The sequence below is a fragment of the Streptomyces sp. NPDC046860 genome (genome assembly GCF_040645115.1).
Taxonomy (GTDB): domain Bacteria; phylum Actinomycetota; class Actinomycetes; order Streptomycetales; family Streptomycetaceae; genus Streptomyces.
On record NZ_JBEYXQ010000002.1, the window covers coordinates 398,932 to 424,210 of the forward strand.

At 74.2% G+C, this 25,279-nt stretch carries 23 protein-coding genes and 1 pseudogene; 8 read left to right on the forward strand and 16 right to left on the reverse strand.

Going from position 1 to position 25,279, the window contains the following annotated elements; translation table 11 throughout:
- Positions 1-25: 25 nt before the first annotated feature.
- The 3 genes from ABZ898_RS05355 to ABZ898_RS05365 form a co-directional block, all read right to left on the reverse strand.
- A complete protein-coding gene (locus tag ABZ898_RS05355) occupies positions 26-3,016 on the reverse strand; it encodes an SMC family ATPase (protein WP_361652978.1) in 2,991 nt (996 codons plus the stop codon).
- A complete protein-coding gene (locus ABZ898_RS05360; protein WP_361652980.1) occupies positions 3,013-4,176 on the reverse strand; it encodes an exonuclease SbcCD subunit D in 1,164 nt (387 codons plus the stop codon). Before ABZ898_RS05360 ends, ABZ898_RS05355 begins: the two co-directional genes overlap by 4 nt.
- 79 nt (positions 4,177-4,255) lie before the next feature.
- Positions 4,256-4,882 (reverse strand): YigZ family protein, encoded by a 627-nt coding sequence (locus tag ABZ898_RS05365; protein WP_361652982.1) that lies wholly within the window; start codon positions 4,880-4,882, stop codon positions 4,256-4,258.
- Positions 4,883-5,006: 124 nt separating this feature from the next.
- Here ABZ898_RS05365 and ABZ898_RS05370 point away from each other — a divergent pair, with 124 nt between their 5' ends.
- On the forward strand, positions 5,007-6,989 hold the full coding sequence (locus ABZ898_RS05370) for an amino acid transporter (RefSeq protein ID WP_361652984.1): 1,983 nt from the start codon (positions 5,007-5,009) through the stop codon (positions 6,987-6,989).
- A 6-nt stretch (positions 6,990-6,995) separates the two neighbouring features.
- On the opposite strand, the gene ABZ898_RS05375 is transcribed toward ABZ898_RS05370, so the two are convergent.
- Positions 6,996-7,733 (reverse strand): hypothetical protein, encoded by a 738-nt coding sequence (locus tag ABZ898_RS05375; protein ID WP_361652986.1) that lies wholly within the window; start codon positions 7,731-7,733, stop codon positions 6,996-6,998.
- 143 nt (positions 7,734-7,876) lie between these two features.
- Between ABZ898_RS05375 and ABZ898_RS05380 the strand changes: the two genes are divergently transcribed.
- Positions 7,877-8,284 (forward strand): CoA-binding protein, encoded by a 408-nt coding sequence (locus tag ABZ898_RS05380; RefSeq protein ID WP_361652988.1) that lies wholly within the window; start codon positions 7,877-7,879, stop codon positions 8,282-8,284.
- 10 nt (positions 8,285-8,294) lie between these two features.
- Here the strand turns inward: ABZ898_RS05380 and ABZ898_RS05385 are convergent, their stop codons facing one another.
- From ABZ898_RS05385 to ABZ898_RS05395, 3 genes are all read right to left on the reverse strand, one after another.
- Entirely contained in the window at positions 8,295-8,849 is a 555-nt protein-coding gene (locus tag ABZ898_RS05385; RefSeq protein ID WP_361652990.1) for a YbaK/EbsC family protein, read from the reverse strand.
- 32 nt (positions 8,850-8,881) lie between these two features.
- Complete coding sequence (locus ABZ898_RS05390) at positions 8,882-9,454, reverse strand: XRE family transcriptional regulator (protein WP_361653136.1); 573 nt, start codon at positions 9,452-9,454, stop codon at positions 8,882-8,884.
- 151 nt (positions 9,455-9,605) lie between these two features.
- Positions 9,606-10,370: an acyltransferase gene (locus ABZ898_RS05395; protein ID WP_361652992.1), complete on the reverse strand. Its 765-nt coding sequence runs from the start codon at positions 10,368-10,370 to the stop codon at positions 9,606-9,608.
- Between the two features lie 156 nt (positions 10,371-10,526).
- On the opposite strand from ABZ898_RS05395, the gene ABZ898_RS05400 reads away from it, so the two are divergent.
- A complete protein-coding gene (locus tag ABZ898_RS05400; protein ID WP_361652994.1) occupies positions 10,527-11,054 on the forward strand; it encodes a gamma carbonic anhydrase family protein in 528 nt (175 codons plus the stop codon).
- Between the two features lie 26 nt (positions 11,055-11,080).
- Here the strand turns inward: ABZ898_RS05400 and ABZ898_RS05405 are convergent, their stop codons facing one another.
- Together ABZ898_RS05405 and ABZ898_RS05410 are read right to left on the reverse strand one after the other, a co-directional pair.
- Positions 11,081-11,737: a DedA family protein gene (locus ABZ898_RS05405; RefSeq protein ID WP_361652996.1), complete on the reverse strand. Its 657-nt coding sequence runs from the start codon at positions 11,735-11,737 to the stop codon at positions 11,081-11,083.
- A gap of 172 nt (positions 11,738-11,909) precedes the next feature.
- Positions 11,910-12,362 carry a DUF4442 domain-containing protein gene (locus ABZ898_RS05410; protein ID WP_361652998.1) on the reverse strand — a complete coding sequence of 151 codons (453 nt, stop codon included), beginning with the start codon at positions 12,360-12,362 and terminating at the stop codon, positions 11,910-11,912.
- 128 nt (positions 12,363-12,490) lie between these two features.
- Between ABZ898_RS05410 and ABZ898_RS05415 the strand changes: the two genes are divergently transcribed.
- A complete protein-coding gene (locus ABZ898_RS05415) occupies positions 12,491-13,486 on the forward strand; it encodes a hypothetical protein (protein WP_361653000.1) in 996 nt (331 codons plus the stop codon).
- A gap of 59 nt (positions 13,487-13,545) precedes the next feature.
- On the forward strand, positions 13,546-14,838 hold the full coding sequence (locus tag ABZ898_RS05420; protein ID WP_361653138.1) for an MFS transporter: 1,293 nt from the start codon (positions 13,546-13,548) through the stop codon (positions 14,836-14,838).
- Between the two features lie 35 nt (positions 14,839-14,873).
- On the opposite strand, the gene ABZ898_RS05425 is transcribed toward ABZ898_RS05420, so the two are convergent.
- Together ABZ898_RS05425 and tuf are read right to left on the reverse strand one after the other, a co-directional pair.
- Positions 14,874-15,719: a fused MFS/spermidine synthase gene (locus ABZ898_RS05425; protein ID WP_361653002.1), complete on the reverse strand. Its 846-nt coding sequence runs from the start codon at positions 15,717-15,719 to the stop codon at positions 14,874-14,876.
- 61 nt (positions 15,720-15,780) lie between these two features.
- Entirely contained in the window at positions 15,781-16,959 is a 1,179-nt protein-coding gene (tuf, locus tag ABZ898_RS05430; protein WP_361653004.1) for an elongation factor Tu, read from the reverse strand.
- Between the two features lie 313 nt (positions 16,960-17,272).
- Here tuf and ABZ898_RS05435 point away from each other — a divergent pair, with 313 nt between their 5' ends.
- Together ABZ898_RS05435 and ABZ898_RS05440 are read left to right on the forward strand one after the other, a co-directional pair.
- On the forward strand, positions 17,273-18,052 hold the full coding sequence (locus ABZ898_RS05435) for a TVP38/TMEM64 family protein (RefSeq protein ID WP_361653006.1): 780 nt from the start codon (positions 17,273-17,275) through the stop codon (positions 18,050-18,052).
- 200 nt (positions 18,053-18,252) lie between these two features.
- On the forward strand, positions 18,253-19,131 hold the full coding sequence (locus ABZ898_RS05440) for an undecaprenyl-diphosphate phosphatase (protein WP_361653008.1): 879 nt from the start codon (positions 18,253-18,255) through the stop codon (positions 19,129-19,131).
- Positions 19,132-19,150: 19 nt separating this feature from the next.
- On the opposite strand, the gene ABZ898_RS05445 is transcribed toward ABZ898_RS05440, so the two are convergent.
- The 3 genes and pseudogenes from ABZ898_RS05445 to ABZ898_RS05455 form a co-directional block, all read right to left on the reverse strand.
- Positions 19,151-20,071 carry a hypothetical protein gene (locus ABZ898_RS05445; RefSeq protein WP_361653010.1) on the reverse strand — a complete coding sequence of 307 codons (921 nt, stop codon included), beginning with the start codon at positions 20,069-20,071 and terminating at the stop codon, positions 19,151-19,153.
- Between the two features lie 55 nt (positions 20,072-20,126).
- Positions 20,127-20,789 carry an HAD family hydrolase gene (locus tag ABZ898_RS05450; RefSeq protein WP_361653012.1) on the reverse strand — a complete coding sequence of 221 codons (663 nt, stop codon included), beginning with the start codon at positions 20,787-20,789 and terminating at the stop codon, positions 20,127-20,129.
- A gap of 37 nt (positions 20,790-20,826) precedes the next feature.
- Positions 20,827-21,433: pseudogene (locus tag ABZ898_RS05455) on the reverse strand (DUF4291 domain-containing protein).
- Positions 21,434-21,552: 119 nt separating this feature from the next.
- Here ABZ898_RS05455 and lnt point away from each other — a divergent pair.
- Positions 21,553-23,133, forward strand: coding sequence for an apolipoprotein N-acyltransferase (lnt, locus tag ABZ898_RS05460; protein ID WP_361653014.1), 1,581 nt, complete (start codon positions 21,553-21,555; stop codon positions 23,131-23,133).
- Here the strand turns inward: lnt and ABZ898_RS05465 are convergent.
- Together ABZ898_RS05465 and ABZ898_RS05470 are read right to left on the reverse strand one after the other, a co-directional pair.
- Positions 23,051-23,962, reverse strand: coding sequence for a Gfo/Idh/MocA family oxidoreductase (locus tag ABZ898_RS05465; protein WP_361653016.1), 912 nt, complete (start codon positions 23,960-23,962; stop codon positions 23,051-23,053). The genes lnt and ABZ898_RS05465 overlap by 83 nt on opposite strands.
- Positions 23,963-24,657: 695 nt before the next feature.
- Positions 24,658-25,179, reverse strand: a complete 522-nt coding sequence (locus ABZ898_RS05470; protein ID WP_361653018.1) for a hypothetical protein — start codon at positions 25,177-25,179, stop codon at positions 24,658-24,660.
- Positions 25,180-25,279 lie beyond the last annotated feature (100 nt).

The following is a 25,279-nucleotide window of genomic DNA, read 5'->3' on the forward strand; positions in this document are numbered from 1 at the left end:
CTCGGACGCCTCGGACGCCGAGGGCTCAGACTCCGCGCCGCCGCAGCGAGGAACCCGTCCTGTCCTTGACGACCTCCAGCTGGGCGTGGATGCGGCGGCGCAGGTCGCCGACGTGGCTGACGATGCCGACACTGCGGTCGCGTTCGCGCAGCGAGTCCAGCACGTCGAGGACCTCGTCGAGCGTCTGGTCGTCGAGACTGCCGAAGCCCTCGTCGATGAAGAGGGTGTCCAGGCGGACCCCGCCCGCCTCGTCGGTGACCACGTCGGCGAGGCCGAGGGCCAGGGCGAGGGAGGCGAAGAAGGTCTCGCCGCCGGACAGGGTGGCGGTGTCCCGCTCCCGGCCGGTCCAGGCGTCCACGACGTGCAGCCCGAGCCCGCTGCGCCCGCGTCCGCTGCGGTCGTCGGAGTGGACGAGGGTGTAACGCCCGGCGGACATCAGCCTGAGGCGCGCGGTCGCGGCGGCGGCGACCTGCTCCAGCCGGGCGGCCAGGACGTACGACTCCAGGCGCATCCGGCGTTCGTTGTCCGCACTGGTGCCGGCGGCGAGGGCGGCGAGCCGGGCCACCCGGTCGTACTCCTCGCGCAGCGGGGCCAGGCTCCGGGCGCCGTCCTCGGCGCGGGCGGAGAGGCGGTCCAACTCGGTGGTGGCCCGCTGGGCGGCGTCGCGTGCGGAGGCGGCCCCGCGCAGCCGGCGCTCGGCGGCCAGGGCGCGCTCCTGGGCGGCGCTGACGTCGGCGGGGGCCTGCCGGGACGCGGCCGCCGTCTCGGGTTCGGCGAGCGCGGCGCGTACCGCGGCCTCCTCCGACTGCCAGGCGTCCAGGCGGTGCTGGAGCGCCCGGTGGGCGGCGGGGTCGAGCAGGGCATCGGCCGCCGCGCCCGGGGTGTCGAACCCCGCGCGGTAGGCCGCGTCGGCCAGCCTGGCGTCGGCCTCCTTCAGGCGGACGGCCGCCTCCTCGGCGGTGCGCGCGGTGTCGGCGGCCTCGGTGAGCACGGCCGCGAGCCGCTCCAGTTGGGCGGCGCGGGCGGCGACGCTCTCGGCTGTTCCGCGCGCCTGGGTCAACTCGGCTTCCAAGGTGCCCTGTTCGCGGTCGAGGGTGTCGCGCCGGGTGAGCCGGGCGGCGGCCCGGACGGCGGACCGCTGGCGGGCCTGGAGCCGCTGCTCGCGCTCCCCCTCGGCCCGGCGCAGTTCCTCGTGGGCGGGGTGCAGGGCGGAGGCGTCCCGGCGAGCCTGCTCGAACTCCCGCTCCAGTGCGCCGGTTTCGGCGGCGATGTGGTCGGCGGGGGTGTCCCCGACCTCGGTGGTGACGGCGTCCAGCGCGGCCCGCAGCTCGGTGCTGTTCCGGGTGCGCGCGACGTGGTCCCGCTCGGCCTCCTGGTGGGCGTCGAAGGCGCGCTGCTCGGCGTCCCGGTCCACGTGTCCGGCGTCCTTGCGGGCCGGTGCGGGGTGCTCGGTGGCTCCGCAGACCGCGCAGGGGGCGCCGTCGGTGAGGTGGGCGGCCAGCTCGGCGGCGATGCCGGTCAGGCGCTGTTCCTTGAGGTCGAGCCAGCGCCCGCGCAGGTCCTGGGCGTGCTGACCGGCGTCGAGGGCCCGGCGTTCGGCGGCCGCCGCCTCCGAGGTCAGCCGGTCGCGGCGGCGGGCGGCTTCGAGCCGCCGCCGGGCGGGGTCGCGCCGGGCCGCGAGGGACTCGGCGCGGGACGCGGCCTCCTGGGCGGAGTCGATGCGGGCCTGGAGGGCGGCGCGGGCGGGCTCCCAGCCGTCGAGCCACGCGTCCGCCTCGCGGGCGGCGTCCTCGTCGGCGCGCTCCTCGCGGTCGAGGCCGGCGCGCTCGGCGAGCAGTTCGGTGAGCCGGTGCTCGGCGCGGCGGGCGGAGGCGAGGGAGCCGAGTTCCTCGGCCGCGCGCCGGGCGGCGGCCGCGAGTCCGGGGGCGCCGGAGTCCGCCTGGTCCCCGGGCAGGGCGCGCCGGGCGTCCTCCTCGGCCCGGACGGCCCGCCGGTGGGTCCGTTCGGCGTCCTCGCGCAGCTCCAGCGCGGGTGCCACGGTCTCCGCCTTGCGGCCGCGCTCCATGCGAGCCCGCTCTTCCTCGTGCTCCCCGTCCCGCCCGGCCAGGCGCGCGGCGCGCTCCCGCGCCTCGGTGAACCGCTGCTGGAGGCGGGCGAGTTCGCGGGCGGAGGCCAGCTCCTCCTGGGCACGGGTATGGGCCGACTCGGCCGCGGTGAGCCCGCAGTGGGCCACGGTGAGGCGTTCGCGGGCAGCGCTGCGGGCCACGGCGGCGGCCGCGAGGACCGCCACGGCGAGCCCTGGGTCGCCGGGCGTGTGGCCGGGCAGCTCCATGGCGTCACCGGCCGCCTGCTGCATGCGGTGGGCGTCGGCGAGCAGGGCGGTGTCGCCCTCGCGCAGCCGCGCCTCGGTGGCGCGCCTGCGGTCGGCGAGCCGCTTCTCCACGTCGGCGAAGCGCCGGGTGTCGAAGAGGCGGCCGAGGAGCTTGCCGCGTGCCTCGGCGTCGGCGCGCAGGAAGCGGGCGAAGTCGCCCTGGGGCAGCAGGACGACCTGGCAGAACTGCTCGCGGCTCATGCCGAGGAGCTGGGTGATCTCCTCGCCGATCTCATTGTGCGAGCGGCTGAGGTCCTTCCAGGCGCCGCGCACGGCGTCGTACTCGCGCAGCCAGGTCTGGGCCTTGTCGAGGGTGGTGCCGGTGCCGCGCTTCTTGGGCCGCTCCCACGGGGGCTGCCGGGTGATCTCCAGTCGGCGTCCCGCCACGGTGAGTTCGAGCCGGACCTCGGTACGGGTGCCCGGTTCGGCGTGGTCGCTGCGCAGGTGGGTGCCCTGGCCGCTCTGGCGGGCGCCGGGGACGGAGCCGTACAGGGCGTAGCAGACGGCGTCGAGGACGGAGGTCTTCCCGGCGCCGGTCGGGCCGTGCAGCAGGAAGAGTCCGGCGGCCGAGAGGGCGTCGAAGTCGACGCTCTGGGCGGCGCCGAAGGGGCCGAAGGCGGTGATGTCGAGCCGGTGCAGCCTCATCGGGCGACCTCCCGCACCACGTCGTCGGCGCGTACGGCGTCGAAGGCGTCGCGCAGCACGGCCGTCTCCCGCTCGTCGGGGCCGGCGCCGCGCACATGGGTGACGAAGTCCTCGGCGATCTGCTGGTCGCTGCGGCCCGCGAGGCGCCGGGCGTAGGACACGGCGGGGTCGTCCTCGGTGCGCTCGGGGGCGAAGACGAGGCTGAGGGTGTGCGGGAAGCGGGCGGCGATGCGGGCCATGGGGTCGGCGGGCCGGACGGCGTCGGTGAGGGTGGCCTCGACCCAGGAGTCCTCGTGGCGGCCGAGGGCGGGATCGGCGAGCAGTTCCTCCAGCGTGCCCCGGACGCGGGCCAGCGGGCGCGGGACCGGGCAGTCGAGGCGCTCGGCGGTGACGGCGCCCTGGGCGTCGAGGTCGACGAGCCACATGCTCTTGCGGTGGTCGGCCTCGGAGAAGGAGTAGGCGAGCGGGGAGCCGGAGTAGCGGACGCGCTCGCTGATCCGCTGGCAGCCGTGCAGGTGGCCGAGGGCGACGTAGTCCACGCCGTCGAAGATCCCGGCGGGGACGGCGGACACTCCCCCGACCGTGATGTCCCGCTCGCTGTCGCTGGCCTCGCCGCCGGTGACGAAGGCGTGGGCGAGGACGACGGAGCGGGTGCCGGGGGCGCGGGCGGCGAGGTCGGCGCGGACGCGGTCCATGGCGGCGGCGAGCACGGCCTCGTGGCCGGCCTTCGGTACCGCGAACTCGTCCTTGACCAGGGCGGGTTCGAGGTAGGGCAGGCCGTAGAAGGCGACGTCGCCGTGGTCGTCGGCGAAGACGACGGGGGTGCCGGCGGCGGCCGGGTCGGTGCGCAGGTGGATGCCCGCGCGGTCGATGAGTCCGGCGCCGACGCCGAGGCGGCGGGCCGAGTCGTGGTTGCCGGAGATCATCACGGTGGGCACGCCGAGGCCGGCGAGCCGGTGCAGCGTGTCGTCGAACAGCTCGACCGCGGCCAGCGGGGGCACCGCGCGGTCGTACACGTCTCCCGAGACCACGACGGCGTCCACGGCCCGCTCGCGCACGGTGGCGACGAGGTGACCGATGAACTCGGCCTGGGCGCCGAGCATGTTCACCCGGTGGAAGGCCCGGCCGAGATGCCAGTCGGAGGTGTGCAGGAGTCTCATGGACCCCGAGACTAACGGGAGGGTCGGACAACGCGCCCCGGTCGCTTCAGATTTGGGCGTTATGCCCGATTGGCCCGTTTCAGGCGTCGCCGTACGCCTCGCCGCCCAGCTCGAAGGAGGCGGAGCCCGCCGTGACGTCGGCGAGCCACCCGCGGAAGGCGTCCACGTCGGCGTCCGGCAGGGCGATCCCGATGGCGACCGCCTCGCCGTAGGACACCTCGCGGACCTCGCGACCGGTGGCGCGCAGGTCGTTCTGCACCTTGCCCGCGCGCTGGTGGTCGACGGTCACGGTGGCCAGCCGGTAGCGGCGCCGGGTGCGGGTGCCGACCGCGTCCAGCGCCTCGCCGACCGAGCCGCCGTAGGCGCGGATCAGCCCGCCCGCGCCGAGCTTCACACCGCCGTAGTAGCGGGTGACGACGGCGACGACGTACCGCATGTCACGGCGCAGCAGCATCTGGAGCATGGGCACGCCCGCGGTGCCGCCGGGCTCGCCGTCGTCGCTGGCCCTCTGCGTGGAGGCGTCGGCGCCGATGACGTACGCCCAGCAGTTGTGCGAGGCGTCGGCGTGCTCCCCGCGGACCCTGGCGATGAACTCCTGCGCCTCCCGCTCGGTGGCGGCCGGGGCGAGCGCGCACAGGAAGCGGGAGCGGTTGATCTCGGTCTCGTGCACACCCGCGCGGGCCACTGTGCGGTACTCGTCCTGCATCCCGCCAGCCTATGCGGAGCGCCGTGCCCGCCCGTCCCCGGTGTGCGGGGGAGGATGCGGGGGCAGATGCGCTCAGCGATCAGGCGGCCCGCGCGGTGGGCCGCGGGTGAGGAGGCGGCCCCCGATGACCAGCGTCCCCGCGCGGCCCCCGGACCCCGGCGCGCCCGCCCCGGACTCCGTGCGGGCCCGCTGCCGCGGCTGGCTGCTGGAGGGGCTGAGCGAGCGGACCGCACGGCACCCCGGCCCGCACGGCACCCCGGACCCGGAGCATCGGGGCCACCGCTGGTGGCGGGTGATGTGCCTGACCGGCGTCGACTACTTCTCCACGCTCGGCTACCAGCCCGGCATCGCCGCCCTCGCGGCCGGCGCCCTCTCCCCGCTGGCCACCCTGGTGCTGATCGCGCTCACCCTCTTCGGCGCGCTCCCGGTGTACCGCAGGGTGGCCCGGGAGAGCCCGCACGGCGAGGGCTCGATCGCCATGCTGGAGCGGCTGCTGTCCTGGTGGTCCGGGAAGATCCTGGTGCTGGTGCTGCTGGGGTTCGCCGCCACCGACTTCATGATCACCATCACTTTGTCCTCGGCGGACGCGGCCGCGCACGTGATGGAGAACCCGTTCGCGCCGCACTGGACCGAGGGCCGTGCCGTCTGGATCACCCTGGTACTGATCGGGCTGCTCGGCGCGGTCTTCCTGAAGGGGTTCAAGGAGGCCATCGGGATCGCGGTCACGCTGGTCGTCACGTATCTCACGCTCAACGTGGTGGTGCTCGCGGTCTGCGCCTACGAGGTCCTCACCCACCCGGTACGGATCGAGGACTGGACGGACCTGCTCACGGCGGAGCACTCCTCCCCGCTCGCCATGGCCGGCGTGGCCCTGCTGGTCTTCCCCAAGCTCGCGCTCGGCATGTCCGGCTTCGAGACCGGGGTGGCGGTGATGCCGCAGATCAAGGGCGGCGCGCAGGACACGTACGAGAACCCGGCGGGCCGTGTCCGGGGTGCCCGCAAGCTGCTCACCACCGCCGCGCTGATCATGAGCTGCCTCCTGCTGCTGTCCAGCCTGGCGACGACGATCCTGATCCCGGAGCGGGACTTCGAGCCCGGCGGCCCCGCCAACGGCCGCGCCCTCGCCTATCTGGCCCACGAGTACCTCGGCGAGGTCTTCGGCACGGTGTACGACCTCTCCACCATCACCATCCTGTGGTTCGCGGGCGCCTCCGCGATGGCCGGGCTGCTCAATCTGGTCCCGCGCTATCTGCCCCGCTACGGCATGGCCCCGGAGTGGACCCGGGCGGTGCGGCCCCTGGTGCTGGTGTTCCTGGTGGCGGCGGTGCTGATCACCCTGTGGTTCCACGCGAGCGTGGACGCGCAGAGCGGGGCGTACGCGACCGGCGTCCTGGTGCTGATGCTGTCGGCGGCCTTCGCCTCCACCGTCTCCGCGCACCGGCGCGGACACCGGGCGGCGACGGCCGGCTTCGGGATCATCACCGCCGTCTTCGGCTACACCCTGGTCGACAACGTCGTGGAGCGGCCCGACGGCATCAAGATCGCGTCCATCTTCATCGTGCTGATCCTGCTCACCTCGATCGGCTCACGCGTGCACCGCGCCTTCGAACTCCGCGCCACCGACGTGGTGTTCGACGAGGCCGCGCTGCGCATCATCGACGAGGCCGCCGAGCACGGCCCGCTCCAGCTCATCGCCAACGAGCCGCAGGAGCACAGCAGACGGGAGTACCGGGAGAAGGAACGCGAGCAGCGCCAGCACACCCGGCTGCCCAAGGGCGCCTCGGTGGTGTTCCTGGAGGTGTTCGTGCGGGACTCCTCCGACTTCACCGCCGAGATCACCGTCCACGGCGACGAGAAGCACGGGGTACGGCGGCTGCGCGCGGACGGGCCGACGGTGCCCAACACCATCGCCGCCGTCCTGCTGGCCCTGCGCGACCGCACCGGGAAGGTGCCGCACGTCTACTTCAACTGGACCGAGGGCAACCCGGTCGGCCACCTCATCCAGTTCCTGGTCTTCGGCAACGGCGAGGCGGCGCCGGTCACCCGCGAGGTGCTGCGGCGCGCGGAGCGCGATCCGGAGCGGCGGCCCTGGGTGCACGTCGGCTGAGCCGGCTCACCCCGGGTTGCCCAGGTCCCCGGCGAGGTCGAGGGCGAGCAGCCGGTCGGCGTAGAGGAAGGTCTCGAAGCGGGCGCCGTCCGGCAGATCGGGCGCCTCCGCCACGTCCCGCAGCACCGCGAGCACCGCGGGCAGGTCGAGGTCGTCCTCCCAGGCGGCCCGGAGCCGGGCCCTCACCTCGTCCGGCACCGGGCGCGAGGGCCGGTTGCCCCACCGGGCCACCCCGGCCCGCCACCCGGCCACGGTCCGCGCGGCCGCGTCCAGCGCGGCGTCGTCCAGCCGGGCGGGTTCGCCGCGCGGGACGGAGAGCAGCGCGAGGCGCAGGGCGCCGGGGTCCTCCAGGAGCCGCTGCACGTCGTCCCCGGGGCCGTCCCAGCCTGCCGGGGCCACCGCGACCACCACTCCGGCGCCGGGATGCTCCCGCGTCGCCGCGCGCACGTGCAGCACCTGCGCCTCCCCCAGGCCGGACGCCACGTCCCGGCTGTCCTCGAACGGCCGGATGCTCAACGCGGTCGCCGCGGTGCCGAGTTCGGCCTGCTCACGGGGTGCGGTGAGCATCGTCCAGACCGGGGTGCCGCCGAGTTCCAGGGCCCGGACGAGGAGATCCGCGGCGAGCAGGACTCGCAGCGCGGTGAGGTCGAGGCAGCCCGCGTGAGCCTCCACGCGGGTCAGGCCCCGGCGGGCGGGGGTGGCGGGGACGGACTCGCCGGTCCGGGCGTCGAGGATGCGCAGCACGCAGCGAGCGTAGGCGCGCGGGGGCCCGGACGCAGCACCTTGTACCGATTCCGGACAGCGTGGCGGCCCCGGGCGGGGGAATCCTCGCGCGACGGCCGCTGTTGTCGCGGTGGCACAGTTCCCCGCGCCTGGAGGAGGCCGCCGTGTACGGCGACGACGCCACGATCCGCAGCATCCTGACCGACCTGGGCGACACCTGGGCGGTGGTCGGCCTCTCCGGCAACCGTTCCCGGGCGGCCTACGGGGTCGCCGAGGTGCTGCGGCGGTACGGCAAGCGGGTGGTGCCGGTACACCCGAAGGCGGAGCCGGTGGCGGGCGAGCAGGGGTACGCGAGCCTCGCCGACATCCCGTTCGACGTGGACGTGGTCGACGTGTTCGTCAACGGCGAGCTGGCCGGCGCGGTCGCCGACGAGGCGGTGGCCAAGGGCGCCCGCGCGGTCTGGTTCCAGCTCGGGGTCGTGGACGAGGCTGCGTACAGGCGGACACGGGCGGCGGGGCTGGAGATGGTCATGGACGCCTGCCCGGCGATCGAGATCCCCCGGCTCGGCTAGTTCCCCCGGTCTAGATCCCGAGCCCCTCGATGACCACCGCGCCGGGGATCTCGGCGAACGCCTTTCCCGGAAGCAGGAGTTTGCCGCGCCTGCGGCCGCTGCCGACCAGGACGTAGGGCAGGTCCACCACGGCCGAGTCGATCAGCACCGGCCAGGCGGCGGGGAGTCCGAGCGGGGTGATGCCGCCGTACTCCATGCCGGTCTCGCCGGTCGCCAGGTCCATCGGGGCAAACGACGCCTTGCGGGCGCCCAGTTGGCGGCGCACCGTGCCGTTGACGTCCACCTTGGTCCGGGAGAGCACCAGGCAGGCGGCGAGCGTGGTCTCGCCGCCGCGCTTGCCCGCCACCACCACGCAGTTGGCGCTGCGCTCGGGCAGGTCGGCGCCGTAGTGCTCGACGAAGACGGCGGTGTCCGCGAGGTCGGGGTCGGTGTCGACGTAGAGGATCTGTTCGGCGGGGACCGCTCCCTGCCAGTTCCGTACGGCGTCGGCGACCGGTGGGGTCAGCTCGGCCAGGCACTCGGGGGCGGGGGTGGCGTTGTCGAAGTCTCCGATGGGCGCGCGCATGGCGGCACGGTAACAGCCCGCGCGGACCTCCTTCAGCGCACCGGCGGTACGGACACCGCCATCACCATCCGCGTCGGTACGTCGCCCTCGTTGCCGTAGGTGTGCGGGGCGTCGGCCTCGAAGGTGGCGCTCGCCCCGGCCGGGACCGCGTGCCGTACCCCGTCCACCTCCAGGGTGAGTTCCCCGGCGGTGACGTGGACCAGTTCGACGGTGCCGGCGGGGTGGGGGTCGGCGTCACTGTGCTCGCCCGGCATCAGCTTCCAGTCCCACAGCTCCAGCGGGCCGGGCGCCTCGGTGCCGGCCAGCAGCCGGTTGTAGCTGCCGCCCTCGGTGTGCCAGAGCCGGACCGCCTGGTCGGCGGGGACGACGCGCACCTTGGGGCCCTGTTCGTAGTCGAGCAGGGTGGTGACGCTGATGCCCAGCGCGTCGCCGATCTTGACGACGGTGCCGATGCTGGGGTTGGTGCGGGCCTGCTCGATCTGGATGAGCATGCCCCGGCTGACCCCGGCGCGGGCGGCCAGCGTGTCCAGCGTGAAGCCGCGCTCGGTGCGCCAGCGGCGGACGTTGCGCGCCAGGGACTGGGTCAGCAGGTCGAGGTCCGCCACATCACGTCCATCGGGGGTCACGGGGGTCACAGGAGTCCCGCCGGTCACGGGAAGGAATGACCGGATCGGGTGCACGGGGCCGCGGTACGCCGTACCCGATCGTGCACCGCACTGTACTGCGCGGTCAGCCGCGGAGCACGTGCCCGCCGGGTCAGCCCTCCGCGGCCGGCTCCGCCAGCAGCGCGATCTGTTCCTCGTCCAGTTCGGCCAGCGCGCCCAGTTGGGCGGAGGTGACCCCGGCCGGGGGCGGCACCGGGGCGGGGGTGCGCAGCGGGGGCTGCCAGCCCTCCTCGGGCGTCCAGCGCCGTACGACGCGGGCGGGCGCCCCGGCGACCACGGCGTGGTCCGGGACGGCTCCGCGTACCACCGCGCCGGCCGCGACCACCACGTTCCGGCCGATCCGGGCGCCGGGCAGGATCACGGCGTTGGTGCCGATCCAGCAGCCGGGGCCGATCTCGACGGGCTCCATGCGGGGCCACTGGCGGCCGATGGGCTCGTGCGGGTCGTCGTAGGAGTGGTTGGTGGAGGTGACGTAGACGTACGGGCCGAAGTAGCAGTCGCGGCCGATGGTGACCGTGGTGTCGGCGATGACGTGGCTGCCGCGGCCGAGGACGACGCCGTCGCCGATGCGCAGGATCGGGTCGGGGCCGAGGTCGAGGTCGGGCATCAGGCCGGCGGTGAGGGTGACCTGCTCGCCGATGATGCAGTGCGAGCCGAGGGTGATCCACCGCTCGCCGAAGACCGTGCCGAGCGGGAAGGCGAGCCGGGTGGCCTCGCCGATCTCGCGGAACCGGAACCGGCCCGGATGCCCGGCGGTGACCGCGCCGCTGCGCTGCGCCCAGCCCCACGCGGCATGGACGGCACGCTGGGCGAGCCCCTGCCGCCAGGAGGAGAACGTGTTCTTGCGCTTCGGCACCCGCCCACGTTACTCAGCGGTCACTCGCCCGCAGGCGCCGGGCGGCTGTGATCTTCACCCCATCCCGCGGGCCCCGTCATGCCCTACCGTGCGCGGGAAGGACCGCCCGGCGCGGTCCGGCTCGAACCTCGCCCGGCAGAGAGACGGTGGACACGGATGACGCACAAGGCCCTGATCGTGGGCATCGGCGGCAGGGAACCGGCGGTCGACCCGGAGGCGTTCGTCGCCCCGAACGCCTCGGTGATCGGCGACGTGACCCTGCGGGCGGGGGCCAGTGTCTGGTACGGCGCGGTGGTGCGCGGTGACGTCGAGCGGATCATCGTCGGCGCGGACGCCAACATCCAGGACAACGTCACCCTGCACGCCGACCCCGGCTTCCCGCTGACCATCGGTGAGCGCGTCTCCGTCGGGCACAACGCCGTGGTGCACGGCGCCACCGTCGAGGACGACTGCCTGATCGGCATGGGCGCGACCGTTCTGAACGGCGCGGTGATCGGCGCGGGCTCCCTGGTCGCCGCCCAGGCGCTGGTGCCGCAGGGCATGGTCGTACCGCCCGGCTCACTGGTGGCGGGCGTCCCGGCCAAGGTGCGCCGGGAGCTGTCGGAGGAGGAGCGGCAGGGCGTCACACTCAACGGCACGCTGTACGCGGACCTGGCGAAGACGCACCGGGCGGTGCACGAGTAGGCGGCGCGGGGGCTACGGGCGGAGGGCTAGGGCTGGTCGGCGGGGACCGGCTCGGCCTCCGGGGCCGGCGTCGCCGTGGAGCCGTTCCGCTTCGCGCGGCGCCTCATGAGCAGGAAGGAGCCGAGGCCGATGACGACGGCGGCCACCAGGCCCAGCCAGGAGAAGCGCTTGAGCCAGTCCTCCGCGACGATGCCGACGTAGTAGACGACGGCGGTGGTGCCGCCCGCCCACACGATGCCGCCGAGGACGTTGGCGATCAGGAACTTCCAGTAGGGCATGCGCAGGACGCCCGCGAGGGGGCCGGCGAAGATGCGGAGCAGGGCGATGAAGCGGCCGAAGAAGACCGCCCACATGCCCCACTTCTCGAAGGACCGCTCGGCGGTGGCGACGTGCGCCTCGCTGAAGTGGCTCGGGAACCTGCGTTCCAGCCAGGCCAGCAGCGGACGGCCGCCCTTGCGGCCGATCGCGTACCCGATGGAGTCGCCGATCACCGCGCCGGCGGTGGCGCACACGCCGAGGACGACCGGGTCGACGCCGGAGTGCTGGGAGGACATGAGCGCGGCCGACACGAGGACGATCTCGCCGGGCAGCGGGATGCCGAGGCTCTCCAGCCCGATCACCAGACTCACCACGGCGTAGACGGCGACCGCGGGCACCGAGTCGAGCCATTCCTGGACGTGCACCGCCGGTTCCTCCCAGTCGCTGTCGCACCCTGCGGGGCGCCACGCGCGGGCACTCCCCCAGGAAGGCTACCCGGTCGGCGCACACCCCCGGCGAGCACGGCCGCTGCGCCCACGGCGAACGGACGCGTGAGCGCCGCGCCGGGCGCGCGGCCGCCGCGGTGGGTGAGGGAGGTCAGCCGTTGGGGCGCAGGGTCCAGACCACGGTCATCTCGCCGGAGACGGAACCGTCCTCGCGCTCGATGGTGATGGCGACCGGGAACTCCGGGCGGCTGCCCTCGTCGAGTTCCGCGACGACCTCGGCGGCCGGGCGGCCCAGGGTGGCGGTGGCGGTGACCGGGCCGAGGGCGAGCTTCCTGTAGTCGATCTCCGCGCGCACGGCGAGCGGCACGGCCCGCGAGAGCTGGTCGCCGAAGGCGGTCAGCACGATGGCCCCGCTGGCGGACTCGGCCAGGGTGAACATGGCGCCGGCGTGCGGTCCGCCCAGGTGGTTGTGGTACTCGGGCTGGTCGGGCAGCCGGAGCACCGCGCGCTCGGGGGTGACCTCGATGAACTCCAGGTTCAGGGTCCGCACCATCGGCACCGCGGCGGCCAGCATGTCGCCCATGGAGGCGCTCTCAACTGTCATGACCGCGATGTTACCGACGGGTAGCGAGCCTGACCAGCCCCATGTCCCCTCCGTTCCCCCGTTTCGGTACGCCCCTGACGAGGGACGGTGACCGAAACGTGTCCCGTGGCGCATTAGGGTTGCTGGCCATGTGGCCAGGAGAGCAGCCGCCAGGGGGCGCGCAGAACCCGCAGGACAACCCGTACCAGCAGCCGGGTTACCAGCAGCCGAATCCGTATCAGCAACCCGGCTACCAGCAGTACCCGCAGCCGAACGCCTATGGGCAGCAGCCCCAGTGGGGGCCGCCGACGCAGCCGCCGCACAAGCCGGGGGGCGGGAGCAACCGGGTCAAGGTCGTCGCCATCGTCTCGGCCCTCGCGGTCGTCGTCACCGCCGGGGTGACGGGGTATCTGGTCCTCGGGTCCAAGGACGACGGCCACGACGAGGCCAAGGGCGGGAAGAAGACCAGCCAGTCGCCCACGCCCGAGCCGTCGGTGAGTTCGTCGCCGACGGACGACAACCCGCGTGGCGGGGAGGGCGAGAAGCCCGTCATCGCGGGCTGGAAGGTCGTCGTCAACCCGAAGTTCGGCACCGCGTTCGATGTGCCGCCGGAGTGGCAGCTCGAGTCCACGGACACCTCGTACTTCATGGAGGACCACGCGGACGACGACAAGCTGATCACCTCGGTGTCGGCGCCCGCCGTCTACAAGTCCAAGTGGTGCACGGACGACAGCGACAAGGACGGCCGGACGGAGGACACCTCCCTCGCGGTGGCCGGCACGCGCGGCGAGAGCGGCGCGAAGAGCCCCGAGCAGGCCGCGTCCATCCGGGTGCCGTGGTACGTCTACGGCGGCTACACCCAGCCCGACAAGAAGAGCCTGACGTACGACAAGAAGGCCAAGCCCTACACCACCTCCTCGGGCGTCAAGGGCGCCTACGCGTGGGCGCGTTCGTCGGGCAGCCCGCAGAAGGGCAAGTGCGCGAGCGACGGCAAGGCCATCTCCTTCGCCTTCCGCAACTCCGCCCAGGACATCGTGTCGTTCGACCTCTACGGCGCCAAGGGCGTGAAGGAGGAGGTCGACACGGCGACGATCATGAAGATCCTCTCCTCGGTCCGGCTGCACGGGGACCCCACGGAGAGCTGAGGACCGGCGCGTAATCAGCTTGGCGGTCCCGGGACCACTCGGCCATAGTCGGCCCGGTGATCCCGGACTCCTCCGCGCGTGCCTCCTGGGCGGGCCGCAACTATTCGCTACTGACCGCCGCCGCCGTCGTCACGAGCCTCGGTGCGAACGGGTCGCTGATCGCGGCCGCGTTCGCCGTGCTGGACTCCGGCGGCGACGGCGGCGACGTGGGTCTGGTGGCCGCCGCACGCACGCTGCCGCTGGTGGTGTTCCTGCTCGTCGGCGGCGCGGTCGCCGACCGGCTGCCCCGGCACCGGGTGATGGTCGCGGCCAACGCCCTCAACTGCGCCTCCCAGGCGGCGTTCGCGCTGCTGGTGCTGACGGGTGAACCCCGGCTGTGGCAGATGATGCTGCTCACCGCGCTCGGCGGCACCGGCCAGGCGTTCTTCAGCCCGGCGGCCGAGGGCATGCTGCTCTCCTCGGTGGAGGGGGAGCACGCGGGCCGGGCCTTCGCCCTGTTCCGGATGGCCACCCAGGGCGCGGCGCTCGGCGGGGCGGCGCTCGGCGGCGCGCTGGTCGCGGCGCTCGGTCCCGGGTGGGTACTCGCCCTGGACGCGGCCTGCTTCGCGGTCGCCGGTGCCCTGCGCGCGTTCCTCGACGTCAGCCACATCCCGGCCCGTGAGAGCGGCGGCGGCATGCTGGCCGATCTCCGCGAGGGCTGGCGGGAGTTCATCGGACGGCCCTGGCTGTGGGGCATCGTCGTCCAGTTCTCCGTGGTCAACGCGGTGGTCGCCGCGAGCAACGCGGTGTACGGCCCACTGGTGGCCCGCGACAGCCTGGGCGGCGCGGGTCCCTGGGGCCTGGCCCTGGGCGCCTTCGGCGCGGGCACCGCCGCGGGCGCCCTGCTGATGACCCGCTACCGCCCCCGCCGGCTCCTCCTCGCCGGCACCCTCGCCGTCTTCCCCCTGGCCCTCCCCTCGGCCGCCCTCGCCGTGCCGGTTTCCCCAGGGGTCCTCCACGGGGTCATGTTCCTCGCCGGCGCGACGGTGGAGATCTTCGGCGTCTCCTGGATGACCGCCCTCCACCAGGAGATCCCCGAGGACAAGCTGTCCCGCGTCTCGGCCTACGACTGGCTCGGCTCGGTCGCCCTGATCCCCCTGGCCACGGCCCTCGCCGGCCCCGCCCAGTCCGCCTTCGGCCGCACCCCCGCCCTCTGGGGCGCCGCCGCCCTCGTCGTCACCGCCACGGCCCTGGTCCTGCTGATCCCGGACATCCGCGAACTCCGCCGCCACGACAGCCGGAACACGGCGGCGTCCCACGCCACCGCCGACACCGAGCACTCACCGAAGGGGCAGCCGGCCGAGAGCCAGTAGCGCCTGGGGACAGGCCGGTGTGGCCGGGTGATGACTCAGCCGATGCCGAAGGCCCCCGACGGGGGTTCGGGGGACGGGGTGGCCTCGGTGTCGGGGAGGGGGCGGGCGGTTCCGATGAACTCGTGCAGGGACGGGCCGTGTTCGACGCGGGCGGGGAAGGCGTCCGCTGCCGTGCGGCGGGACAGGAGGGCGGTCGCCAGGGGGCGGTGGGAGGCGAGGAGGATCGCGTTGCCGAAGCGGCGGCCGCGCAGGACTCCCGGTTCGGCGATCAGGGCCAGCTCCTCAAACAGGCTCGCCAGGTTGGCCAGTTGGGAGCGGAGGAAGGTGAACGGGGCCGCGTCGGCGAGGTTGGCGAGGTAGACGCCGTCCGGGCGCAGGACCCGTTCCGCCTCGCGGGCGTACTCCCGGGAGGTGAGGTGGGCCGGGACACGGGAGCCGCCGAAGACGTCCGCGATCAGGACGTCGGCACTGTCGTCCGGGGCGGCCTCCAGCCAGGCGCGGGCGTCGGCGGCGTGCGTGGTGATGCCCGCGCCGGGCGGTAGCGGCAGGTGCTCGGCGACCAGGTCCAGCAGGCCCTTGTCGGCCTCCACCACGTCCTGCCGGGAGCCGGGCCGGGTCGCGGCGACGTACCGGGGCAGGGTCAGCGCTCCCCCGCCCAGGTGCAGCACGTCCAGCGCCCGGCCGGGCCCGGCCGCCGCGTCCAGGGCGTGGCCGAGCCGCCGGGCGTACTCGAACTCCAGGTGCTCCGGCTCGTCCAGGTCGACGTAGGACTGCGGAGCCCCGTCGACGGTGAGCAGGTATGCCCGGTCCCGGTCGACGTCGGGCATCAGCCTGGCGGTGCCGTGGTCGACGGCCCTGCTCACGGGTACGGATTCGCTCACCGGGCCATTGTCGCCGCTCGCGCGGGGTGCGCGGGGACGGCCCCCGCGCACCCCGCCCGGCTCAGCCGACGGAGGTGACCGTCCCGGCGCCCACGGTCCGCCCGCCCTCCCGGACGGCGAACCCGAGCCCCGCCTCCAGCGGCACCTCCCGGTCCAGCTCCACGGTCATCTCCACCGTCTCGCCGGGCCGGACGGTCCCCGCCTCGCCCAGGTCGATGCCGCCGGCCACGTCCGCGGTGCGGATGTAGAACTGCGGCCGGTACCCGGTGGACAGCGGCGTGCTGCGGCCGCCCTCGGCCCCGGCCAGCACGTACACCCGCGCGGTGAACCGCCGGCTCGGCGCCACGCTGCCCGGCGCCGCGACGACGTGCCCGCGCCGGACCGCGTCGCGCGGCGTCCCGCGCAGCAGGATCGCCACGTTGTCCCCGGCCTGCGCCTCCGGCATCGGCTTGCCGAAGGTCTCCAGCCCGGTGACCACGCTCTCCGCGCCCTCGCCACCCGCGCCGAGCACCTGCACCCGGTCGCCCACGCGCAGCGTGCCCCGCTCGACGGCGCCGGTCACGACGGTGCCGCGACCGGTGATGGTGAGCACGTTCTCCACCGGCAGCAGGAACGGCGCGTCCAGGTACCGCTCGGGCATCGGCACATAGGTGTCGACCGCGTCGAGCAGCGCCTCGACGGACGCCGTCCAGCGGGGGTCGCCCGCGAGCGCCCGCAGCCCGGAGACCCGTACGACGGGGATCGTCTCCCCCGGATACCCCTGGGAGGTGAGCAGTTCGCGCACCTCCAGCTCGACCAGGTCGGCCAGCTCCTCGTCGCCCGCGTCGGCCTTGTTCAGCGCGACCACGATGTGGTCGACGCCCACCTGCCGGGCGAGCAGCACGTGTTCGGCCGTCTGCGGCATGATCCCGTCCAGCGCGGAGACGACCAGGATCGCCCCGTCGAGCTGGGCGGCGCCGGTCACCATGTTCTTGACGTAGTCGGCGTGGCCCGGCATGTCCACGTGGGCGTAGTGCCGGGTGTCGGTCTCGTACTCCACGTGCGCGATGTCGATGGTGATGCCGCGCCGCGCCTCCTCCGGGGCCCGGTCGATGCGGTCGAACGGCACGAAGGTGCCGGTGCCGCGCTCGGCGAGCACCTTGGTGATGGCGGCGGTCAGGGTGGTCTTGCCGTGGTCGACGTGCCCCATGGTGCCGATGTTCAGGTGCGGCTTGGTGCGCACGTACGCCGTCTTGGGCATGGCTGTCCCTCGTGGTCTCGGTGGTGCGTGGAGAGCGCGGGACCCCTGGAACTCGCCGACCCTCCCCTCGCGGGGTCCGCCGGACTTTCCGGAGAGGGTCAGCTTCGGGCGCCGTCGACGGCGGCCACGAGGACGAGGACGGCAGCCTTCGGCGCGTCCGCGACCGCGGATGCTGCGAGGAAGGCGTACCGGAACATGACGCAGATCATTGCGGAAGCGTCGTCCCACGTCGAACGGTTTTCCGCGGGCCCACAGGGGTCAACGGCCGTGAACCATACGCCGATCACACCCCGGTGTCGGTTAGTGTCGCCGAATGCCCGATGCCACCACCCGCTCTGGGGGCACCGCCACGGCCGCTCCCCCGGCCGTCGCCCTGAGGCCGACCGTCTCCGTGCCCGTCCCGCTCCTCACCCGCGCCGGACTCGTCGCGCGCGCCATGCTCGTGTGGCCGTCGCCGTACGCACGCCTCGCGCTGCTGCTCCTGCTCCTCGCGGGCGCGGCCACGGCCGTGCTCGTCCTCGACCCGCAGCGTTACCTCACCCAGGGCTGGCCGCCGCAGCTCGGCGGGTTCGCCGCGGCGGGGGTGTTCGCGCTGGCGTACGGGGTGTGCACGGTGGCGTTCGTGCCGCGCCCCCTGCTCAACCTGGCGGCGGGCGCCCTGTTCGGCTCCGCCCTGGGGCTGACCTCGGCGCTGGCGGGCACGGTGCTGGGCGCCGGGCTGGCGTTCGGGCTGGGGCGGGCGCTGGGCCAGGACGCGCTGCGCCCGCTGCTGCGCGGGCGCTGGCTGAAGGCAGCCGACGGGCAGCTCAGCCGGCACGGCTTCCGGTCGATGCTGGCGGCCCGGCTCTTCCCCGGCGTCCCGTTCTGGGCGGCGAACTACTGCGCGGCGGTCTCCCGGATGCGCGCGGCGCCCTTCCTGCTCGCCACGGCGCTCGGCTCGATCCCGAACACGGCCGCGTACGCCGTCGCCGGTGCCCGCGCCTCGACGCCGACCTCGCCCCTGTTCCTCGTCGCGCTGGCCGTGATCGGGCTGCCGGCGCTGGCGGGTGCGGTGGTGGCCTGGCGCAAGCGGCACCATCTGCGCGGGCGTTGACGCGTCCCCGGAGACGCCCGGACACCCCTCGTACGCCCTTGGTACGCCCTTGGTACGCCCCTCGTACCCCCACCGATGGCCCGCTGTTCATGACCATCGCATGACCAACCCCCTGTGAAGGCTTTGCCAACGGCGCCCGCTACGCTGCCCTGCGTCGCACGATCCCCCTACGCTCCCCAGCGCTTGGACGCCACACCTCCATGTCTTGGTTTGAATCCCTCGTCCTCGGACTCGTCCAGGGGCTCACCGAGTTCCTGCCCGTCTCCTCCAGCGCGCATCTGCGGCTGACGGCGGCCTTCTCCGGCTGGCAGGACCCCGGCGCGGCCTTCACCGCGATCACGCAGATCGGCACGGAGGCGGCGGTCATCATCTACTTCCGCAAGGACATCGGGCGGATCATCTCGTCCTGGTTCCGCTCCCTGTTCGACAAGTCGATGCGGCACGACCACGACGCGCAGATGGGCTGGCTGGTGATCGTCGGCTCGATCCCGATCGGGGTGCTGGGCGTGACGCTGAAGGACCAGATCGAGGGGCCGTTCCGGGACCTGAGGATCACGGCGACGATGCTGATCGTGGTCGGTGTGGTCATAGGCATCGCCGACCGGATGGCGGCCCGCGACGAGTCCGGCGGCCGGCACCGCAGCCCGAAGCAGCGCAAGACGTTGCAGGACCTGGGCGTCCGGGACGGCCTGATCTTCGGCCTCTGCCAGGCGTGCGCCCTCATCCCCGGCGTCTCCCGCTCCGGCGCCACCATCAGCGGCGGCCTCTTCATGGGCTACAAGCGCGAGGCCGCGGCCCGCTACTCCTTCCTCCTCGCCATCCCGGCGGTCCTCGCCTCCGGCGTCTTCGAGGTGAAGCACTCCCTGGGCGAGAGCAGCGAGGTGGCGTGGGGCCCGACCCTTTTCGCCACGGTCATCGCCTTCGGGTCGGGATACGCCGTAATCGCATGGTTCATGAAGTGGATCTCCAACAAGAGCTTCATGCCGTTCGTCTACTACCGGGTGGCCCTGGGCATCGTCATCATCGCCCTGGTCGGCGCGGGCGTACTGAGCCCGCACGCGGCGGAGTCGGCGGGCTGAGCCGGCCGCCCGGCTCGGGTCAGCGGCGCATCGGGCGCTCGACGAGGCCCGCCAGTTCGGTGTCGGTGGCCGGGCGGAGGGTCGAGAGGATGTGGCGGGCCGGGGCGAGGTCGGTGTGTGTGCCGTCCATGGTCACGGTCCAGACCAGGCCGTCGCGGGTGAGGCGCAGCTCCTGGTGCTCGTATCCGCCCTCGAAGGTGATCAGCCGGCGTCCCGCGCCGTCGTCCGTGCAGTGGACCGGTTCGTAGGAGACCGGGCAGCCGCTCGCGTCGGCGCGGCGGGTGTCGTGGCCGGTGCGTTCCACGCCGAGGTGCAGGTGCGTCGAGGAGGAGCTTTCGTAGTCGGCGCCGAATCCGTCCTCGCTCGCCCCGAGGACGTTCAGCGTGTAGCCGGGCGGCGGGTCGCCGACGCGGAGCATGGTCCGGTCCACGCCGTTGGCGGTGATCCATTCGTCGAGGGTGGGGGGCTGCGCGGCGGCCCACACGGTGTACCAGCAGCCGGCCGCCATGGCGGCCGCCGTCCCGAGTGCGCCGGCCTTCACCCGGGCGCCGGGGAGGAGCAGCGCGGCGGCGATCGCGTAGCAGGCGCCCCCGGCGATGAAGACCAGCGGAACACCCCACGGTCGGTCGGTCTCCATGACCATCACGGCGACCCCGGTCGCGCCGGCCGTTCCGAGGACGTACACAGCCGCGGCCCAGGCCCACACCCCGCCCGTCCGGCGCATGAGCGGCACCCACCGGCGGAATGCGGCCCCGAGTCCGGCCAGCGCCGCGAACGCGAGCAGCATCGAGCCGACGGCGACCGCCGTGAACGGCGCGGCCAGGTCGGCGAAGAGGGCGACGCCCACCGCCATGAACTGCACGTAGGCCATGGCGCCTCCGGCCGCCCAGACGGCCGTCAGATGTCCGATCGCCCGGCGCGCCCGCTGTTTCCGTGTCATTCCCATGATCACGCCGGGGAGCGGGACGCGGTTCCCGGATGCGCGGACGCGGGCATCAGCCCCTGTGGTCGTTGAACTCCCTGATCAGTCCCGACAGTTCCAGCAGGCTCTCGATCCGGAACAGGGGCAGCCGCCCGGCGTCCCTCGTGTTCCAGGCCAGCCGGGCCCAGGGACCCCGGTGCACGAGCGCCGTGTGCAGTCCGGCCCGGTGGGCGGGGCGGAGGTCGTTGTCGAGGCGGTCGCCCACGTAGAGGATCTCGTCCGGCTCGGCCGGGACCAGGGAGGTCAGGCGGGCGAAGAAGGCCGGGTCGGGCTTGGAGACGTGCCAGTCGGCCGAGGTGCCGATCAGGTCGACGTCCGTGGCGAAGAGTTCCCGCAGGAGGCGGGCGGCGTGCTCGTCCTGGTTGCCCGCGATGCCGAGCCACAGGCCGTCCGCGCGCAGGGTGGCCAGGGTGTCGCGGACGTCGGGGTACACGTCGGTCTCGGCGAACCCCTCCGGCAGGCCGGCGGCGGCCCGCTCCGCCCGCTCCCGCGCGAGGTCGATGCCGGGCCGGAACTCCTCGAACACCTCGCGGTGATCACGCCCCTGCGCGACGACGGCCCCGAACATCGCGGAGAAGGTGTGCCGGGGCACTCCCAGCCAGTCCGCCCAGGTACCGAACACCGTCGTCTCGTCGACCAGGCACTCACCGACATCGAAGACCGCTGCGCGAATCATGGTGGCCAGGGTAGTGCGGACGTCCCGCCCCGGTGATCTACGCGCCCAGATGGGCCAGCATCCCCTCGGCCACGGGATAGGGCCGCGGGCAGCAGCCCGGCCGCGTCTTCCGACCGGCCCGCCCGTACCGCCCCGTGGATCTCCCGGGCCAGGGGTGTCACGTCCCGTATGTCCACGATCCACCGGTCGGCATAGCGGGCCGCCGCCTCGCCCGTGAGGCCGAGCTGGAGGGAGCGGTGGGACAGCGGACTCAGGTGCAGGTCGCGCTCCGGGTCCCACTGCACGCGGGCGGGCGCCTCGCGCAGACGGCGCTTGAACTCGGCCTGGGTGCCGTGCAGTCGGGGGACGTGGTGGGAGAGACAGGCGTTGCGCAGGGCCCAGGCGAAGCCGGCGCGGGTGATGTCCACGGCGAGGACCGTCTCCTGGCCCTCCTTGGTCCCCCACCCGCAGCGGTACATCATCCACAGGAACGAGGGCTTGATCCACGTCATCCGGGTCCGGCTCCAGGAGTCCGGGAAACGGCCCGTCCGGGCCGCCGGGACACCGATCTCCGGCCGGTACGCCTGGTACACCGTGACCGTGTCGGAGGTGTGGGCGGCCCGGATGCGGAACTTCGGTTCCGGGGCGGCGGGTCGGTCGGTCATGGGACCAGGTTCGGCCACCGGACGCCCGCCCCGCCACCGGATATCGCCGGTGGCGCCCTGTCGTGGAGCGCGTGAGGCGCGCACACTGGGGGTGAGGGCCCTGGGGAGGGAGACTCCGGATGAGGAGCACGAGGAAGTTCGGCCGGCCACTGGGCTCCCCCTGGCCCCGGTCGGGCGCCGCGGCCCTCGCGGGCGCGCTGCCGGTGCTCGCGTTCCCGGCCCCCGCCCTGTGGTGGTTCGCCTACGTCGCCCTCGTCCCCTGGATCGCGCTGGCCCGCTCGGCGCCGACCGCGCGCCGGGCCGCGCTCGACGGCTGGTGCGGCGGCATCGGGTTCATGCTGGCCGTGCACCACTGGCTGCTGCCGAGCCTGCACGTGTTCATCTTCCTGATAGCCGCCCTGCTCGGCGCGCTGTGGGCCCCCTGGGGTCTGCTGGTGCACCGTCTCCTCGGCGGCACCCCCTCCCCCGGCCGCGCCTCGGCCGCCCTGCTGGTGCTGCCCTCGGCGTGGCTGGCGGTGGAACTGGTCCGCTCCTGGCAGGGGCTCGGCGGGCCGTGGGGGATGCTCGGCTCCACCCAGTGGCAGGTGGGCCCGGCGCTGCGGCTCGCCTCCGTGGGCGGGGTCTGGCTGCTCAGCTTCCTGGTGGTCGCCGTCAACGTGGCGCTGGCGGTGCTGGTCTCGGTGCGCGCCTCCCGGGTGCCCGCCGTGGCCTCACTGATCGCCACCGCCGCCGCCACGAGCGCCGCGTACTCCTGGGTGCCGCGCGCGGACGTGGACGGGCGGGCGCGGATCGCGGTCGTCCAGCCGGGGGTGTACGACGGTCCCCGGGGGCCGGGGCAGCGGTTCGCGCGGGAGGAGGCGCTGACCCGGGAACTGGCGGGGCGGGACGTGGACCTGGTCGTCTGGGGCGAGAGCAGTGTCGGCGAGGACCTCGGCGACCGGCCCGACCTGGCCCGCCGCATCGCCGCCCTGTCGCGGCAGACCGGCGCCGGGGTGCTGGTGAACGTGGACGCCCGCCGCTCCGACCGCCCCGGCATCTACAAGAGTTCCGTGCTGATCGGCCCCGACGGCCCCACCGGCGACCGGTACGACAAGATGCGGCTGGTGCCGTTCGGCGAGTACGTCCCGGCGCGCGCCCTCCTCGGCTGGGCCACGTCGGTCGGCGAGGCGGCGGGCGAGGACCGGCACCGGGGCGCCGAGCAGGTCGTGATGGACGCCGGAGGTCTCAGGCTCGGCCCGCTGGTCTGCTTCGAGACCGCGTTCCCCGACATGGGCCGCCATCTCACCGAGGACGGCGCGGACGTCCTGGTCGGCCAGTCCGCCACCTCCACCTTCCAGCGGAGCTGGGCCCCGGAACAACACGCCTCGCTGGCCGCGCTCCGGGCCGCCGAGACGGGCCGCCCCATGGTGCACGCCACCCTGACCGGCGTCTCGGCGGTGTACGGCCCGGACGGCGAGCGCCTCGGCCCCTGGCTCGGCACCGGCGCGAGCGCCGCCCGGGTGTACGACGTCCCGCTGGCGCACGGAGTCACCCCGTACGTCCGGCACGGCGACTGGCCGGTGGACGTCGCGCTGCTGGTGCTGACGGTGCTGGGCGTGACGGAGGGGGTACGGGCGCTCAGGCCGCGCCGGACGGGTCCCCGGCCGCTCGTACCACCCGCTCGCACAGCTCGTGAGTCGCCAGCGCGTCCCGTGCGCTGAGCGGTTCGCCCGCGCGGACGGCGTCGAGGAAGGTGAGGACGGCCCCCTCGATGCCGCGCTGCCGGGACACCGGGACCCAGTCGCCCCGGCGGCGCACGGTGGGCTGCCCCTTGTGGTCGACGACCTCGGCGAGGTTGATCACCTGGCGCTTGGTGTCCTGCCCGGAGACCTCGAGGACCTCCTCGGCCGAGCCGGAGAGCCGGTTCATCACGCCGAGCGCGGTGAAGCCGTCCCCGGAGAGCTGGAGCACGACGTGGTGGAGCAGCCCTGCCTCGCTCCGGACGCGCACGGTGACGTCGTCCACGGGTCCGGGCGCCAGGAAGCGCAGGGTGTCGACGACGTGGATGAAGTCGTCCAGGATCATCGAGCGCGGCTCCTCGGGGAGGCCGACCCGGTTCTTCTGGAGCAGGATCAGGTCGCGCGGGTGCTCGAGCACCTGCGCGTAGGACGGGGCGTAGCGGCGGTTGAAGCCGACGAAGAGGGGGACGCCCCGGCGCTCGGCGAGCTCCACGAGCCGTTGCGAGTCGGCGAGTTCGTAGGCGAGCGGCTTGTCCACGTAGGTGGGCACGCCCGCCTCCAGGAGCCGGGTGACGATCTCCGGGTGCACGGCGGTGGGCGCGTGCACGAAGGCCGCGTCGAGGCCGGCGTCCAGGAGGGAGTCCAGCGTCTCGTGCCGCTGCCCGGCGGGCAGGTGCAGCGAGTCGGCCACGGCGGTGAGGGTGGCGGGGGTACGGGTCTGCAGGTGGAGGTCGAGTCCGGGCTGTGTGCCGAGGACCGGCAGATAGGCCTTCCGCGCGATGTCGCCGAGTCCGATGCAGCCGACCTTCACGTGTGCTCTCCCTGCCGCTGTCCTGCGTTTTCCTCCCGGAAGCATACGGCGGGCACCTGGACGGCTGAGGCGCTCCGCCGGGACACGTCCGTCTCCCGGCCGACCGGCGGGCGGCGTCAGCCTCCGTCCGCGCCACGCCCTCCCGGCGGGGCGAGAGATCACCCGTGCGGGGCATCCGGGGCCCGTCACCGGGGCCGGGCGGTGGGCCGGGCGCGCAGAGTGGGCGGGTGGATCGAACGACGACCGCCGCAGCGCTTCTCCTCACCGTGGCCGTCGCGGCTCTCACCGGGTGCATGACCGTGCACGGGCCCTCGGCGCCCGAACCGGGCCTTGACGCCCGGCCCTCCCGGCCCGCGGCGGCCCGCCCGGACGGCAGCGCGCTGCCCCGGATGGAACCGGGGCCCGCGCGGGAGGCTTTGGAGCGGACCGGCACCTCCCCCCGCCCGGCCGCACCGCGCCCCCCGGTGGCCGCTCCCCCCGAACCGCGGCGCCCTCCAGCCGCCCCCGCACCCCGCCGGGCATACCCGGAACAGCGGCAGCGGAACCCGCGCACCGGCACCCCGCATCGGCCCCGCACCGCGCCAAGAGCCCCGAACGTGTGCGCCCTGGGCCGCAAGTACGGCGGCTGGCCGAAGAACAGCCCCCAGTCCACGATCTGCGACCGGACGTACGGGCGGTGAGACGCGTCGTCGGGGTTAGCTCTTCGGCCGCTGTCGCGGTGGTCCCCAGCCGTCCGGCTCTGTGGGGCCGGTGGCGGACAGGCGGAGTTCCAGGCGGGTGATCGCGGCCCGGACGCCGGTGCCGTAGCCGTCGTCGGTGAGGGTGTCGGCCGCGCGGCGGGCGCGGCGGAGGTGGGTGCGGGCGGCCTCCGCGCGGTCCAGCTTGAGGTAGTCGGCCGCGAGGTTGAGGTGCAGGGACGGGTAGAAGCCGCGCACGGTCGAGGGGTCGGCGCCGGGGCGGCCGTCGGTCAGCTCGTCGGCCGCCGACAACGCCCGCAGGTCCCAGGCGAGTTCGTCCGCCGGGTCGTCCTGGGTGTCGGCCAGGTAGTGGGCGAGGGTGCAGCGGTGCAGGGCGTCACCGGACTCGGCCGCCCGGTCCCACAGCTCCAGCAGCCGGGTCCGGGCCTCCTCGCGGTCGCCGCCGCGGTGCAGCATGACGATCTGCCCGATCCGGGTGAGCAGGGCGTCGGGCGCCGTCTGCTCCTGTCGCTCCGCCACCGCACCCTCCGGACGCGTCTTCCGGCCGCTCGTCGGCCGTCCGCCCCCGACGCTAACCGCAGTCGGCGGCGATACCGGGCAGGCGGCCCCGAGCGACGTG

Coding starts and splice junctions, on each gene's coding strand:
- ABZ898_RS05445 (WP_361653010.1), bottom strand. CDS start 20,071: ATGACACGGAAACAGCGGGCGCGCCGGGCGATCGGACATCTGACGGCC.
- ABZ898_RS05440 (WP_361653008.1), top strand. CDS start 18,253: ATGTCTTGGTTTGAATCCCTCGTCCTCGGACTCGTCCAGGGGCTCACC.
- ABZ898_RS05410 (WP_361652998.1), bottom strand. CDS start 12,362: ATGACAGTTGAGAGCGCCTCCATGGGCGACATGCTGGCCGCCGCGGTG.
- lnt (WP_361653014.1), top strand. CDS start 21,553: ATGAGGAGCACGAGGAAGTTCGGCCGGCCACTGGGCTCCCCCTGGCCC.
- ABZ898_RS05370 (WP_361652984.1), top strand. CDS start 5,007: ATGACCAGCGTCCCCGCGCGGCCCCCGGACCCCGGCGCGCCCGCCCCG.
- ABZ898_RS05360 (WP_361652980.1), bottom strand. CDS start 4,176: ATGAGACTCCTGCACACCTCCGACTGGCATCTCGGCCGGGCCTTCCAC.
- ABZ898_RS05400 (WP_361652994.1), top strand. CDS start 10,527: ATGACGCACAAGGCCCTGATCGTGGGCATCGGCGGCAGGGAACCGGCG.
- ABZ898_RS05435 (WP_361653006.1), top strand. CDS start 17,273: ATGCCCGATGCCACCACCCGCTCTGGGGGCACCGCCACGGCCGCTCCC.
- tuf (WP_361653004.1), bottom strand. CDS start 16,959: ATGCCCAAGACGGCGTACGTGCGCACCAAGCCGCACCTGAACATCGGC.
- ABZ898_RS05450 (WP_361653012.1), bottom strand. CDS start 20,789: ATGATTCGCGCAGCGGTCTTCGATGTCGGTGAGTGCCTGGTCGACGAG.
- ABZ898_RS05415 (WP_361653000.1), top strand. CDS start 12,491: ATGTGGCCAGGAGAGCAGCCGCCAGGGGGCGCGCAGAACCCGCAGGAC.
- ABZ898_RS05385 (WP_361652990.1), bottom strand. CDS start 8,849: ATGCGCGCGCCCATCGGAGACTTCGACAACGCCACCCCCGCCCCCGAG.
- ABZ898_RS05365 (WP_361652982.1), bottom strand. CDS start 4,882: ATGCAGGACGAGTACCGCACAGTGGCCCGCGCGGGTGTGCACGAGACC.
- ABZ898_RS05355 (WP_361652978.1), bottom strand. CDS start 3,016: ATGAGGCTGCACCGGCTCGACATCACCGCCTTCGGCCCCTTCGGCGCC.